The organism is Thalassospira sp. NFXS8 (assembly GCF_040148805.1).
In the GTDB taxonomy this organism is placed as follows: Bacteria; Pseudomonadota; Alphaproteobacteria; order Rhodospirillales; family Thalassospiraceae; genus Thalassospira.
On sequence record NZ_JAGEMF010000002.1, the window covers coordinates 264429 to 278116 of the forward strand.

At 54.7% G+C, this 13688-nt stretch carries 11 protein-coding genes; 5 read left to right on the forward strand and 6 right to left on the reverse strand.

Features of this window, described 5'->3' with window-relative positions; genetic code table 11:
* The first annotated feature begins 81 nt into the window (after positions 1 to 81).
* Positions 82 to 1236, forward strand: a complete 1155-nt coding sequence (gene dnaJ / locus J4E05_RS10550) for a molecular chaperone DnaJ (protein WP_085594641.1) — start codon at positions 82 to 84, stop codon at positions 1234 to 1236.
* Positions 1237 to 1314: 78 nt separating this feature from the next.
* On the opposite strand, the gene J4E05_RS10555 is transcribed toward dnaJ, so the two are convergent.
* On the reverse strand, positions 1315 to 2223 hold the full coding sequence (locus J4E05_RS10555) for an NAD(P)/FAD-dependent oxidoreductase (RefSeq protein WP_349595192.1): 909 nt from the start codon (positions 2221 to 2223) through the stop codon (positions 1315 to 1317).
* Positions 2224 to 2394: 171 nt separating this feature from the next.
* On the opposite strand from J4E05_RS10555, the gene J4E05_RS10560 reads away from it, so the two are divergent.
* On the forward strand, positions 2395 to 2877 hold the full coding sequence (locus tag J4E05_RS10560) for an Rrf2 family transcriptional regulator (protein ID WP_349595195.1): 483 nt from the start codon (positions 2395 to 2397) through the stop codon (positions 2875 to 2877).
* 43 nt (positions 2878 to 2920) lie between these two features.
* Here the strand turns inward: J4E05_RS10560 and J4E05_RS10565 are convergent, their stop codons facing one another.
* Positions 2921 to 3853, reverse strand: coding sequence for a LysR family transcriptional regulator (locus tag J4E05_RS10565; RefSeq protein WP_349595198.1), 933 nt, complete (start codon positions 3851 to 3853; stop codon positions 2921 to 2923).
* Positions 3854 to 3947: 94 nt separating this feature from the next.
* Between J4E05_RS10565 and J4E05_RS10570 the strand changes: the two genes are divergently transcribed.
* Positions 3948 to 4847, forward strand: coding sequence for an aldo/keto reductase family oxidoreductase (locus J4E05_RS10570; RefSeq protein WP_349595201.1), 900 nt, complete (start codon positions 3948 to 3950; stop codon positions 4845 to 4847).
* A 209-nt stretch (positions 4848 to 5056) separates the two neighbouring features.
* A complete protein-coding gene (gene dapB, locus J4E05_RS10575; RefSeq protein ID WP_349595204.1) occupies positions 5057 to 5857 on the forward strand; it encodes a 4-hydroxy-tetrahydrodipicolinate reductase in 801 nt (266 codons plus the stop codon).
* A gap of 231 nt (positions 5858 to 6088) precedes the next feature.
* On the opposite strand, the gene J4E05_RS10580 is transcribed toward dapB, so the two are convergent.
* Together J4E05_RS10580 and polA are read right to left on the reverse strand one after the other, a co-directional pair.
* Positions 6089 to 6751 carry a substrate-binding periplasmic protein gene (locus J4E05_RS10580; protein WP_139835628.1) on the reverse strand — a complete coding sequence of 221 codons (663 nt, stop codon included), beginning with the start codon at positions 6749 to 6751 and terminating at the stop codon, positions 6089 to 6091.
* Positions 6752 to 7205: 454 nt separating this feature from the next.
* Positions 7206 to 10046, reverse strand: a complete 2841-nt coding sequence (gene polA, locus J4E05_RS10585) for a DNA polymerase I (protein ID WP_349595207.1) — start codon at positions 10044 to 10046, stop codon at positions 7206 to 7208.
* Between the two features lie 183 nt (positions 10047 to 10229).
* Here polA and J4E05_RS10590 point away from each other — a divergent pair, with 183 nt between their 5' ends.
* On the forward strand, positions 10230 to 11048 hold the full coding sequence (locus J4E05_RS10590) for a hypothetical protein (protein WP_349595210.1): 819 nt from the start codon (positions 10230 to 10232) through the stop codon (positions 11046 to 11048).
* 346 nt (positions 11049 to 11394) lie between these two features.
* Here the strand turns inward: J4E05_RS10590 and J4E05_RS10595 are convergent, their stop codons facing one another.
* On the reverse strand, positions 11395 to 12705 hold the full coding sequence (locus tag J4E05_RS10595; RefSeq protein ID WP_349595213.1) for a bifunctional folylpolyglutamate synthase/dihydrofolate synthase: 1311 nt from the start codon (positions 12703 to 12705) through the stop codon (positions 11395 to 11397).
* A 2-nt stretch (positions 12706 to 12707) separates the two neighbouring features.
* Entirely contained in the window at positions 12708 to 13640 is a 933-nt protein-coding gene (accD, locus tag J4E05_RS10600; protein ID WP_349595215.1) for an acetyl-CoA carboxylase, carboxyltransferase subunit beta, read from the reverse strand.
* Between the last annotated feature and the right edge of the window lie 48 nt (positions 13641 to 13688).

Sequence of the window (13688 nt, forward strand, 5' to 3'; positions counted from 1 at the left end):
CGCCGCCCTGTAACTCGTGACGGGCCGTTCAGCGCAGCAGAAAAATGTGCGGACGGCCCGCCCGTATTTCCGGAGTAACGGATGGCGAAACAGGATTATTACGAGCTTTTGGGCGTGAGCAAGGATGCCAGCGCCGCCGAGCTCAAAAGCGCATATCGTAAAATGGCAGTGAAGTTCCACCCGGATAAAAACCCGGGTGATACCGCTGCGGAAGCAAAATTTAAAGAAGTCAGCGAAGCCTACGACGTGTTGAAGGACGCCGATAAACGCGCGGCCTATGACCGGTTCGGCCATGCAGCCTTTGAACAGGGCGGTGCAGGCGGCGGTGGCCCGTTTGGCGGCGGCGGCTTTGGTGGTTTCGGCGGTGGCGGCGGCGGATTTGCCGACGTATTCGACGAAATTTTCGGGGCCATGGGCGGCGGTGGCCGCCGGGGTGCTTCGCCCAATCGTGGGGCGGACCTGCGCTATAACATGGCGATTTCGCTGGAAGATGCCTTTAACGGCAAAAAATCCGAAATCACCATTCCCGGTTCAGTTCAGTGCGATGCCTGTGATGGTAGTGGTGCTGAATCCGGGTCGCAGCCGGTAACCTGCCCGACCTGTAACGGGCATGGCAAGGTGCGCGCCCAGCAGGGCTTTTTCACCATCGAACGCACCTGTCCGTCCTGTCATGGCCAGGGCAAGATCGTTAAAAACCCGTGCAAGGTTTGCCACGGGGCAGGTCGTGTTGAAAAACAGAAAAACCTGCAAGTCACGATCCCGGCCGGGGTCGAGGATGGCACGCGTATTCGTCTGGCGGGTGAAGGTGAAGCCGGGGCGCATAATGCACCTTCGGGCGATCTGTATATCTTCCTTGATATTCAGCCGCATCGCTTTTTCCAGCGCGAAGGGGCAAATCTGCTGTGCCGGATTCCGATCCCGATGACCAAGGCTGCCCTTGGCGGAACGATTGAAGTTCCGACCATTGAAGGCACGCGCACGCGCATCAATATCCCGGCAGGGACCCAGTCCGGTCAGCAATTGCGGTTGCGCGGCAAGGGGATGACGGTGCTGCGTTCGCAGGCGCGCGGTGACATGTTTGTCGAGGTCAGTGTGGAAACGCCGGTTCATTTGTCGGAACGGCAAAAAGAATTGCTGCACGAATTTGACGATATTTCCCGTGAAGAAGGCAGCCACCCGGAATCCGAAGGGTTCTTTTCCAAGATGAAAGAAATCTGGAAAGACCTGACGGACTGATCGGGCTGATGATCAGATTAATAAAACAACCCCCGACACAGCAATGTGCGGGGGTTGTTTTTTGCCTGTTTTGCAGGCTTACGCCACGGCATTATCCCAAAAAATCAGGGCGTGATGGGCGGCGGCACCGGCGCGGACCCCGTTGCCAACGGCCAACCCGACCGATCCAGCCCCAACGGCGGCGTCACCACAGGCAAAAACACCGGGGATGGTTGTTTCCATCATGGCATCGATTTTGATGAATGGGCCCAGTGGCCCCTCCTCAAAGGCGCACCCCAACTGGTGTGCAAGCGGGCTGCTGATTTCGGTACGGGTTTGAATTAACAGGCCTGCCAGATCAATTTTGCGGCCATCTTCAAGAATGACAGTCGCATTATCGCCCGTAATTCCGGCAATGCCGGTGCGTTCAAGCGTGACATTGCGCCGTGCCAATTGTGCCAGCTGGGTTTCATCGGGATCAAATGCATGGTTCAGAAAAAGGGTGGTCGGCCCCCAATCGGGCAGCATCAATGCCTGATGCATGGCGAGGCCGGAGCTGGCGAGAACGCCCATGGGTTGCCGGTTTAGTTCATATCCATGACAATAGGGGCAGTGAAAAACCGCTTTGCCCCAGCGTTGGGCAAGGCCGGGTATATCGGGCAAGGTATCTTTGACGCCAGTGGCAAGGATCAGGGTCCGACTGGAAAATGTGTCGCCGTTTCCGGTCGTGATTTCAATAAGACGGTCTGTGCGCCGGGCCGTAACCGCAAGCTCATTTTTCCAGGTAAGGGTCTCGTATTTCATAAGCTGGGCGCGGGAATCGGCGATGATGTCGTCAGGGGCGCGGCCATCCTGGCCCAGAAAACCATGCGAATGGCGGGCAAAACGGTTGCGGCGTAAATTGCCATCCAGCACCAGCACATTTTGCCGGGCGCGAACCAGTTGCAAGGTGGCGGACATCCCGGCGAAGCTGCCGCCGACGACAATAACATCGAAATCATGTTCCATGATGTGTCCTTTCGAAGTGGAAAATACGGGAAAGCGGCCCGCAAGTTTTACGTAACTTATGAAGTTTCATAATTGGAAAAGTAAAAGTCCGTCAAGAAAATTTGTAACTTTGTTTGTTACGTGTAGCGAAATTTGCTAAGAAAACGTGCAACGCCGTAGGAGATTTGGCCGATGAGACAGGACCATCGTTTGTCGCGAATGTTGCATGTGCTGATCCATCTCGATCGTCACCGCAAACACGCAACATCTGACGAAATTGCCGAAATGTTGCGCACCAACCCGGTTGTTGTGCGCCGGACTTTGGCGGGCTTGCGCAAGGCTGGTTTGGTGGCGTCGGAAAAAGGCCACGGCGGCGGCTGGCGGCTGGCGCGCGGGCTGGGTGATATTACGCTGCGCGATATTTATACGGCCTTGGGGGAACCACCCTTATTTGCCATCGGCAACGCACAGGATAACCCTGTTTGCCTGGTGGAAAAGGCAGTTAACAGCGCGATTGATCATACCCTGGAACAGGCGCAGACCCTGATGATGGACCGGTTTGCGACCATTACATTGGCCGATATCGCCGCTGATTTTGATAAAAGATTGCTCGATTACCCGGTCGAAGCGCGCCGGTTCGGGCATGTTCTCGACCATGATAAAACCGGTTCCTGACCCGGCATCGTGTCGATATTGATACCCGTATCAGCAACGGGATCTACGATTTTGCGGGTCTTGCCGGTCGCGATGATGCAGGCCATGCCCGGACAAAATCGATAAAGGCGCGCAACGGCGAAGGCACCAGTCGCCGCCCGGGATAATACAGTTTGGGACCGGGAAAAGACGGCCACCAGTCTGGCAAAACCGGAACCAGTGACCCGTCATCGAAATAAGGCTGAAGCCAGTCTTCAAACAGGTAAATGATCCCGATGCCTGCTTTGGCCACCTCTACTGCCAGGTCGGTGCCGCCACCGGGCCGCATGATGAAGGGTCCGTTTACCGCAATTTCAATCGATTCGCCGTCTTTTTCAAATTCCCACGCAAACATGGCGCCACTGGCAAAGCGACCGCGAATGCAGGCATGATCCAGCATATCCTGCGGGTGTTGCGGGGTGCCACACCGTGCCAGATAGGACGGGGCGGCAGCCGCGGCAAAGCGCTGTTTGCGTGGCCCGATGGGCACAGCGATCATGTCCTGTTCCAGCCGTTCGTCGTACCGAATACCGGCATCGCAATTTTCCGCCATCAGGTCGACAAAGCTTTCCTCGGTGATGATCTCAAGCTGGATTTCGGGATAGCGGGCCAGAAAGGCTGGGACGATTTCGGGCAGGGCCAGCCGGGCGGCACTGACGGGAATGTTTAACCGCAAGGTGCCTGCGGGGCGATCCCGATAGCCATTCACCACATCCAGCGCATTGGCAACTTCGCCCAATGCCGGTTCCAGCCGGGCCAGCAGGCCATTGCCCGCCGCTGTCAGGGCGACACTGCGTGTGGTGCGGTTAAACAACCGAACCCCCAGGCGTGTTTCCAGGCGTCGAATAGCATCGCTTAAGGCCGATGCACTGCCACCACTGAGCCGTGCGCCTTCGCGAAAGCCGCCCGCCCGTGCAACGGTAATAAAAGCGTTTAAGTCGCCCAGATCCACATTCATTGTTCGATTTTCCGTACAAGTTGTTCTGATTGTGCCTGATTGAAGATCAGTGTTGCAAGCACTAGCTTTGAGGCAGCCACAAAGGAGGTTTCACATGTCTATTATTGAAAAATCGGGAACGTTTGAATTTGCCGGTCGTACGGTAAAGCGGATGGGATACGGTGCCATGCAGTTGGCCGGGCCGGGTGTGTTTGGCCCGCCGCGTGACCCGGAAGGGGCCGAAAAAGTTTTGCATGCGGCCATGGATGCCGGGATCAACCACATTGATACCAGCGATTTTTACGGTCCCCACATCACCAACCAGATCATTCGCAAGGCGTTGCATCCCTATAACGATGATTTGCTGATCGTGACCAAAATTTCGGCCCGTCGCGATGAAAAGGGCGGCTGGATTCCGGCCTTGTCAGCCGAAGAACTCACCCGGGCAGTCCATGACAATTTGCGCAATCTGGGCCTTGAAACCCTTGATGTGGTCAATTTCCGCAGCATGCACGGCTTGCACGGCCCGGCGGAAGGATCGATTGCCGAGCCGTTTTCGGTGCTGGCAGATTTGAAAAAGCAGGGATTGATCCGGCATTTGGGGCTTAGCAACGTCACGCCCACGCAGATACGCGAAGGGCAGGCAATTACGGATATTGCCTGTGTGCAGAACCAGTACAATCTGGCGCATCGTCATGATGATGCGTTGATTGATGATCTGGCAAAACAGAACATCGCCTATGTGCCGTTTTTCCCGCTGGGCGGATTTTCACCGCTGCAATCGCAGATTTTGTCCGATATTGCCGCCCGATTGGATTTGACACCGATGCAGGTTGCCCTTGCCTGGCTGTTGCAGCGCGCGCCCAATATTTTGCTGATTCCCGGCACATCATCGGTCGCACATTTGCACGAAAACATTGCGGCATCCGCTGTTACCTTGTCGGCCGACGTGGTTGCCGAGCTTGACGGGGTATGGGACGCGGCAAAGGATGCCCCGGCAGATGCCGCTCATTAAACATTCCACAAGGTAGCTGTTTTAAAAATACCTTCTTGTGCAATCAAGATCGGGGTGGTGCAAATATGCGCCACCCCTTTTTGTTATGTGGCGTGTTTCGTCGTGTTTTGTTGTGTTGTGTTTCTGCGCGGTTCCCGCCGTTTCATCGCCTGGCGTGATGTGCTAAAGCAGATGGCATATTGACTGAATTTGCCTGCAGGAGGCCAAAAATGAAAATCGGAATCGTCGGTTGTGCTGGACGTATGGGACGGATGCTGGTGGCGGAAACCGCCAAAACCAGTGGCTGCGAAATTGGCGGGGGCACCGACCTTCCGGGTAGTGCCTTTGTCGGCAAGGATATTGCCCTGGTTGCCGGGCTGGAAGAATGCGGCATTGCCATTGGCGATGACCCCAAGGCTCTGTTTACCGATGTCGATGCAGTGATTGATTTTACCACCCCGGCCGCAACCCTGAAACATGCGGCGCTGGCGGCGGAAACCGGAACTGTGCTGGTCATTGGCACCACGGGCCTGTCGGCTGATCAGAAAGCGGAACTGGCAAAAGCGGCCGAAAAGACCGCAATTGTTTTTGCCCCGAATATGAGTGTCGGCGTTAATCTGGCCTTTGCCCTGGTCGAAAAGGTTGCCGCGATCCTGGACAAGGACACGGCGGATATCGAAATTGTTGAAATGCACCACAAGCACAAGGTGGATGCGCCGTCCGGCACCGCATTGGGCCTGGGCGAAGCGGCGGCCCGCGGGCGGGGTGTTGTGCTCGACGATGTTGCCGTTCGCTCGCGCGATGGGCATACAGGCGCGCGTGAAGACGGGGCGATTGGCTTTGCCACCCTGCGCGGCGGCGATGTGGTGGGGGACCATACGGTGGTTTTTGCCTGTGAAGGCGAACGGATTGAAATCACCCACAAGGCATCCTCGCGCGAAGTTTTTGCCAAGGGGGCAATGCGCGCGGCAAAATGGGCTTTTGGCAAGGATGCCGGGCTTTATTCCATGCAGGATATTTTAGGGCTTTAAGCTGCGCTGACAAAACCGGCACATGCGTAATACCAATTGTCGATGAGAAGAACTTATCGACAATTGGATCGGCGCGACGGTGCTGCGCGGCCAGTGCCGCGACAGGCAAGGGCTTCGTCGCGCCCGCCCGCCCGCCGGTTAAGCGGCTTCTTGATCGGTTTTGATCAGCAGGCTTTGGTATAAGGCACTGGATTTATCGCGGGGATGCAATATATGCAGCCCCGCTTTTGTTTAGCGGCTGGCGCATCCGGCTTCGTTATTGCATTCCAGCCGGTTGAGTTCCTGATTGAATATCTCGCGTAAATTGGCACCGGCAGGTGTTTTATGAAAGGCAACATACAGCCCCTTGTTGGCAAGCGGGGTTGGGTGAAACCGGAAAGAATTAACAACCTGTGCAAACTCCTGGTACGTGCCAAGCAGATGCTCCATCACCAGTTTGTCCATAACGGCGACATCAATTCTGTTGGTACGTAATAATCGCAACAGGGTTAAATCATCATTGGTTTCAACAGTGCGCAGCTTGCCGCTGGCAACCAGTTCGTCAAAAAGCGGTGTGTTGGTGTATCCGGCAACCACACCAATTGCCATCCCCTGTAAATCGGCCAGCGTTTTCCAGTCAAACAGCTGGTTATGAAAAACCACAAATCCCATTGGGCTATAGCTGATCGGGGCGGAAAGCAGCATTTCGTCGAAACCTTCACGGTCCTTGTAAACCGGAAAAATGCCATCGATATCGCGGGTGGTGCGAAAGGTTTGCAGCGCGCGCCGCCACGGCAAAACCGATAAATGGATGGTCATGTTGGCATTGGCAAATACGGTACGGACCGTCGCACTGCTAAGGCCATAGTCCGATAATTCCTCGCCTGAATAAGGCGGCCATTCGGTCGTGACCATTTCCAGATCACGGGGGACCGCTATTGTCGGCAAAGCAGGGTCGGAATTGCTTGTTTGAGCCTGTACAGGTAAGGACAGTATCAGGAAAAAAGAAGATAAAATGATGAAATTAAAATTTATTTCCCGGGATTTTTCCAAAATACTCGGTTTTTGTCTGATTTTTGGGAAAAAATTATTCCGCACATCTCCCGCGACATTTATTCGCCGAGGTCTGGAAGACAGTATCTCCAGTTGCGGAAAAAGCCTCACGTACCCGTTTTCCCCATTCCTGCACGTGTGAAATCAGCTTCATAATCGTATCAATATTGTCAGAGATAGAAAGAGTTTTAAATTTTTGTCTGTTTTCTGTGGTTAATGATCAACGGCCCCGGCGAAGAATATCGCCGGGGCCGTTGATTTTCAGATAAAATATCAGGTGCGAATGACCACAGGCTGGTGACCCGTTGTTGCGTGGTCAGTGCGCATCTGCCCAACTGTTGCCAATGCCTGCATCCGCAATCAGCGGCACACTTAAGTGGGCGGCATTTTCCATCACATCGCGGATGACTTTGACGGCTTTTTCGGCCTCGTCTTCCGGGGCTTCAAAGATCAGTTCATCGTGAACCTGCAAGAGCATGCGGGTTTTTAACCCGGCATCGACCAGGGCATCGGGTACGACAATCATGGCGCGTTTGATGATGTCGGCGGCACCGCCCTGAATCGGGGCGTTAATGGCCGCACGTTCACCAAAGCTGCGGCGCATGCCGTTTTTATCATTAATGCCATTGATGTAAATTTTCCGACCAAACAGGGTGCGGACCATGCCGTGGGTTTTGGCAAAATCCTTGGCCCGTTCCATATAATCGCGAATGCCGGGGTAAATTTCAAAATAGGCTTCGATAAAGGCCTTGGCTTCTTTTTGGGGAATGCCCAGCTGGTTTGCCAGCCCAAAGGCGGAAATGCCGTAAATGATGCCAAAGTTAATCGCCTTGGCCTTGCGCCGCACCATCGGGTCCATGCCTTCAATCGGCACGCCAAACACCTTGGACGCGGTCGAGGCGTGAATATCCTCGCCATTTTTAAAAGCGGTGCGCAGAGCATCGATTTCGGCAACATGGGCCAGCAGGCGCAGCTCGATTTGCGAATAGTCGGCAGATATCAGCTTGCAGCCCTTATCGGCGATAAAGGCTGTACGAATTTTACGGCCTTCCTCGCTTCTGATCGGAATGTTTTGCAGGTTGGGCTCGTTCGATGACAAACGGCCGGTATTGACGTTGGTTTGGCCATAACTGGTGTGAACCCGCCCGGTTTGCGGGTTGATATGGGTTGCCAGCGCGTCGGTATAGGTGCTTTTCAGTTTGGAAAGCTGGCGCCAGTCCAAAATGCGGGCTGGCAGGTCGTGGCCCTGTGCCGCGAGGCCTTCAAGCACATCGGCCCCGGTTTGCCATGCGCCGGTTTTGGTTTTTTTGCCGCCCGACAGGCTCATCTTTTCAAACAGGATTTCGCCAAGTTGTTTGGGGCTGCCCAGATTGAACGGTTCGCCTGCCATTTCGTGAATGGTTTTTTCCAGAACGGCCATGCGGGTGGCGAAATCGGATGATAAATGACGCAAAATATCAGCATCGACCTTAACGCCAATGCCTTCCATTTTCGCCAGAACCGGGACTAACGGGCGATCCAGCGTTTCATAAACGCTGGCCATATGTTCCTGCGCGATGCGGGGTTTTAACAACCGGTGCAAACGCAAGGTAATGTCGGCATCCTCGGCGGCGTAATCGAGCGCCTTGTCTAACGGCACCTGATCAAAGGTGATTTGCTTTTTGCCCGACCCAGCAACGTCGGCAAATTTGATGGTTTTATAATCCAGATGCAAATCGGCCAATTCGTCCATGCCGTGGCCGTGGCTGGTACCATCAAGCACATAAGACAGCACCATGGTGTCATCAATCGGCGCAACATCAATGCCATAGCGGGCAAAAATGATTTTGTCGTATTTGATGTTCTGGCCAACTTTTAAAACGCCACGATCTTCAAGCAGCGGTTTTAAAAGCTCGATCGCGCGTTTAAGCGGGATCTGTTTGGGAATTTCCTTGGCCGGGGTGTCGTCTTTGGTATCTGCCGGGTTGCTGTCAAAGTCAAAGCCGCCCTGTGCTGTGCTGCTATCGCTGGCCGCGGTTTCTTCGTCAATAAGGCCATGGCCCAGCGGGATATAGCAGGCTTCACCTGGCTTGACCGAAATGGAGATACCAACCAGTTTGGCCTGATGGGCGTTAAGCGATGTGGTTTCAGTATCAACCGCCAGCGTGCCTTCATAATCAGCCTGTGCGATCCAGTGTTTCAGGCGGTCTTCGTCTTGCACCAGTTCGTATTGAGCCTTGGTCACGCTGACATCATTGACACCGGTGCCCGCCTCGGTCAGGCCATTGGCATCGATGCTGCCGCCATATTTGGCCTTTACCTTGGACGCCAGCGATTTAAAGCCATGGGTGGCAATGAAAGCCAGCAACACATCGGGGTCCGGCTCCAGCAGGTCAAAATCATCGACCGGGTGAGTGACCGGAACATCGGTTTTAAGACGTACCAGATCGCGTGAAATACGGGCCAGGTCGGCATTTTCGATCAGCTTTTCGCGACGCTTGGGCTGTTTGATTTCGCCCGCCCGTTCCAGCAGGCTATCAAGGTCGCCATATTCATCTATCAATTGTGCGGCGGTTTTAATGCCAATGCCGGGCACGCCGGGCACGTTATCAACGGCATCACCGGCCAGGGCCTGAACATCAATCACCTTGTTTGGCGCGACGCCAAATTTTTCCATGACCTCGGCGGTACGAATGGTGCGGTTTTTCATCGCATCAAACATTTCGACGCGGTCGGTGACCAGTTGCATCAAATCTTTATCGGACGACACAATGATCACATCTGCGCCCTGTTCGGCCGCCTGTCGGGCATAGGTGGCGATCAGATCGTCGGCTTCATAGCCTTCAAGTTCGATGGATGGCAGGTTAAACGCCCGCACCGCGTCGCGGATCAGGCCGAACTGTGGCACAAGTTCTTCGGGGGGCGGCGGGCGGTGGGCCTTGTAAGCCGGATAAAAATCGTTGCGAAACGTTTTGCCCTTGGTATCAAAAATAACCGCCATATGATCAGGCCGGGTATCTTCGCGCAGTTTCATCAGCATGGTGCAAAAGCCATAAACGGCATTAACGGGGGTTCCGTCCGGGCTGTTCATGGGCGGCAAGGCGTGAAACGCGCGGAAAATAAAGCCGGAGCCGTCAACCAGGACGACGCGGCGGGGGGGCTGGGCAGAATCGGTCATACGATGGATGCTCGTTTTTCTCGATGAATTGGGTGGCCCGCAGAATGCCGTATAAGGCGGGCGAAGTCGAGTAGGGTGACAGCGAATTATCCAACTCGGCGCTTTGTGCTGACAATATCGGGTCAGGCTTGTTATGTTTTGCGGTGTTGCATCTTTATAATGCATGGCAGGGATTTGGCGTAAGTGATCAGGCGCGCGGAAAAGCCGGTTAACCGGCGCGGCGAAAAGCCGGTTTACCAACCGTTCGGCAAGGGTGTCGAGGCGGCTGGCCTTTCGCGTGAGCTTCACGACGGCATGAAACTGGAAAATCGGCGCAAAAACAGCAAAAAAGCAGCAAAGGCCAATCGGAAAGAACAGGCAAAAGCCAGACGCGCCAGCGGGGACAGTTGGTTATCACGCGGAACATTGTTGCGCGCATTGTTAACCCTTGTTCTTTTTGGTGGCGCCCTGCACGGGCTGTTTGTCGCTTTTGGTATTTATGATCGCAATCAGAGCCTTTCAAATGGCGAACAGTTTGTGTTGCTGATTAAATTGCTGGTTTTTGTCACGCTGATGCATCTGTTTTACCTGATGCTGATGCATTACCGCCCGATCCGCCACAAGGTGCGGGGCCTGTTTTTTATGGCGCTGGCGCCGGTGGCCGCGATTTGTATTTTCATGATCTATGGCGGGGCAGGCATGTTTGGCAGTTTCCTGCCCATTCTTCAGTTCCTAACCCTGACAATCGGGGTGGGCGGGTTCATCTTGTATGTCGTTATCTATACCTGGTTGTCGGGAAAATCTGTGCGACGACGACGTGAACGCGAAGGGTCCGATGGGGGCTGGCCTGATCCGGGCCGGGGGGCCGGTATCGGCAAGGCAACCGGTTCCCGCGCTGGCGGCCCCGGACCAAACCGCAACGGTAAAAATGATGGTCCCGGCGGGGCAACTGCCAGGTCCGGTCTTTCTGATGTCCGGCCAGTTGGCCCGGTCCCGCGGCGGTCTGCGCCCAACCGGGTATAATATCGGGCCGCCTGTTTATTATGGCGAAGCGGCGAATGTTGTCTGCCGCGTGGCATCGATGGCAGCGCGAAAAATTACACCGGGCAGCCGATCGTCTGATAAAGACAAGGCATTACCGCACAGGTGTTGTTCTGCGGTTTTGACAGCAGAGTTTTTACCGGCGAGGGGATGTCGAAATACCGGTGTTACCGGGTGCTGGCATGGTAATTTCTCGGATTATTTCATTCGTTCATACCGGTTGGTATGCTTTAACGCTTTGATATAATTTATAATAATCCGGGGATTGGCGTTTTTCTACCGGCCGCAAAAAAAAGGTGACGGGGGTACTGGAACGGGGTTGTTCGATCTAGGAATGGTCTGCCAGCACGTGACCGGCAAGGTAGAGCGACCCTAAAATCAGAACCCGTTTGATGTTGTGGTTTTTGTTTCGTAATGCTAACAAACCGGTTTGGACACCCTCTGTGGCGACGGCGGCAATGCCAAGATCTTCGGCGGCTTTGGCAACATCCGCCGCACTGTGCGACTGATGTTCATCACCGGGAATAAGCACCCCTGCCAGACCATCAACATATTTGGCGATAGGGCTTAAAAAGGTGGTGAGATCACGGTTGCTCAGCATTCCGGCAATGACAACAGTTTGGCCATCAATAGGGTTGCGTGACAGCCAGTCGGCGATTACCGCAGCAGCGGCGACATTATGGCCGCCATCTACAACCAGTTCGGCACCTTCGGGCAGGATGCGAAACATCGGGCCTTTGTGCAGCCGTTGCAGGCGGGCGGGCCATACGGCATTTTTCAAACCACGGGAAATCGTTTCGAAGTCGATATTATCCTGTCCATCCGGTGCAACGCCGGCGTTTCGCGCAGCAACCGTCGCGACCATCGCATTGGTATATTGGTGGCGACCGGGCAATGCCGGGGCTGGTAAATGCACAGCTTCGCCGTCAATATGGATATCAAACCCGTCGTCATCTTCTGCGGTGATGGCAAAATTGGTAATTAAGGGTGTGCCAACCTTGCCGGCATGGCGGGTTAGCACATCAAACGCCGGTAAAACCTGGGGGCCAACCACACAGGGCGCACCCGGTTTCATGATCCCGGCTTTTTGGAAGGCAATTTTTTCAACCGTGTCACCCAGAAACGCCTGATGATCGATTGAAACAGGGGTAATCACGCACAGGGCAGGGTTGGGTAAAATGTTGGTGGCATCAAAGCGGCCACCAAGACCTGTTTCGAGCAACAGCACGTCGGCATCGACTCGCGAATATGCCAAAAAGGCGGCTGCCTGGGTGATTTCGAAATAGGTGATCTGCGCCCCGCCATTGATGGTTTCGACTTCTTCAAGAAGATCACACAGATCTGTTTCGGAAATCTGTTTGCCTGCCAGCACAATGCGTTCGTGAAAGGTCACAAGATGCGGCGAGGTCGAGGTATGAACCCGCAGACCTGCCGCCTCGTAAATAGCGCGCAGATAGGCAAGGGTTGATCCCTTGCCATTGGTCCCTGCGATATGGATAACCGGCGGAAGTTTCAGGTGTGGATCGCCGAGTTTTTGCAACAGCGTTGCAATTCGCCCCAGGGATAAATCAATTATCTTTGGGTGAAGCATGCCAAGACGGTTTAAAATGGCGTTGCTTCGCGATGTTGACACCTGCATGGTCAGTCAGCTTTTTCCGCAGTTGGGTTTTTGTCTTTGCCGGCGGCTTTTTTACCGTCCTTGATCGGTACGACCGATGCCCCGGGTTTGGGACGGCGGATCATGTCAATCAGGCGGCCAAAGGTCGCATTCAGTTCGCTACGCGGTGTCACCATATCGACCATGCCGTGTTCCAGCAGATATTCGGCTGTCTGGAAATTGTCCGGCAGTTTTTCGCGAATGGTGTTTTCGATCACGCGGCGTCCGGCAAAGCCGATTTGCGCACCAGGCTCGGCAATCTGGATATCGCCCAGCATGGCAAAGGATGCCGAAACACCCCCGGTGGTCGGGTCGGTCAGCAACACGAAGTAGGGCAGGCCCTTTTCCTTGACCTTCTCAATCGCCGCTGTGGTTCGCGCCATTTGCATCAGCGATAAAATGCCTTCCTGCATACGTGCCCCGCCCGATGCGGGAACAACGATCAGGGCTGCATCCTGGACAACAGCCAACTCGGCCGCCGCCACAATGCCTTCACCAACGGCCGTTCCCATTGACCCGCCCATAAAGGAAAAGTCGAAAACGGCAATAACGGTGGCATGGCCGCCAACGGTGCCATGGGCAACAGCCAGGGCATCTTTGAATTCTGCCTTGGCCTGGGCTGTTTTCAAGCGATCGACATATTTTTTCTGATCGCGAAAACGCAGCGGGTCAACCGGCACCGAGGGCAACTCGATGGTTTGGTATTTGCCGCTGTCAAACATCAGTTCCAGACGGTCACGTGCGGAAATCCGCATGTGATGGCCGCAATGCTGGCAAACATGGTTGTTCTTGGCCAGGTCGCGATGAAAAATCATCTGTTCGCAGGACGGGCATTTGTGCCAGAGATTTTCCGGCACTTCGCTGCGGCGAACAAGTTTCTGAATTTTGGGTCGGACGAATTCAGTCAGCCACGACATATCGGATATTGATCCTCGGTTTTGCCTAAATCGGTCTTGCTGGTGCGC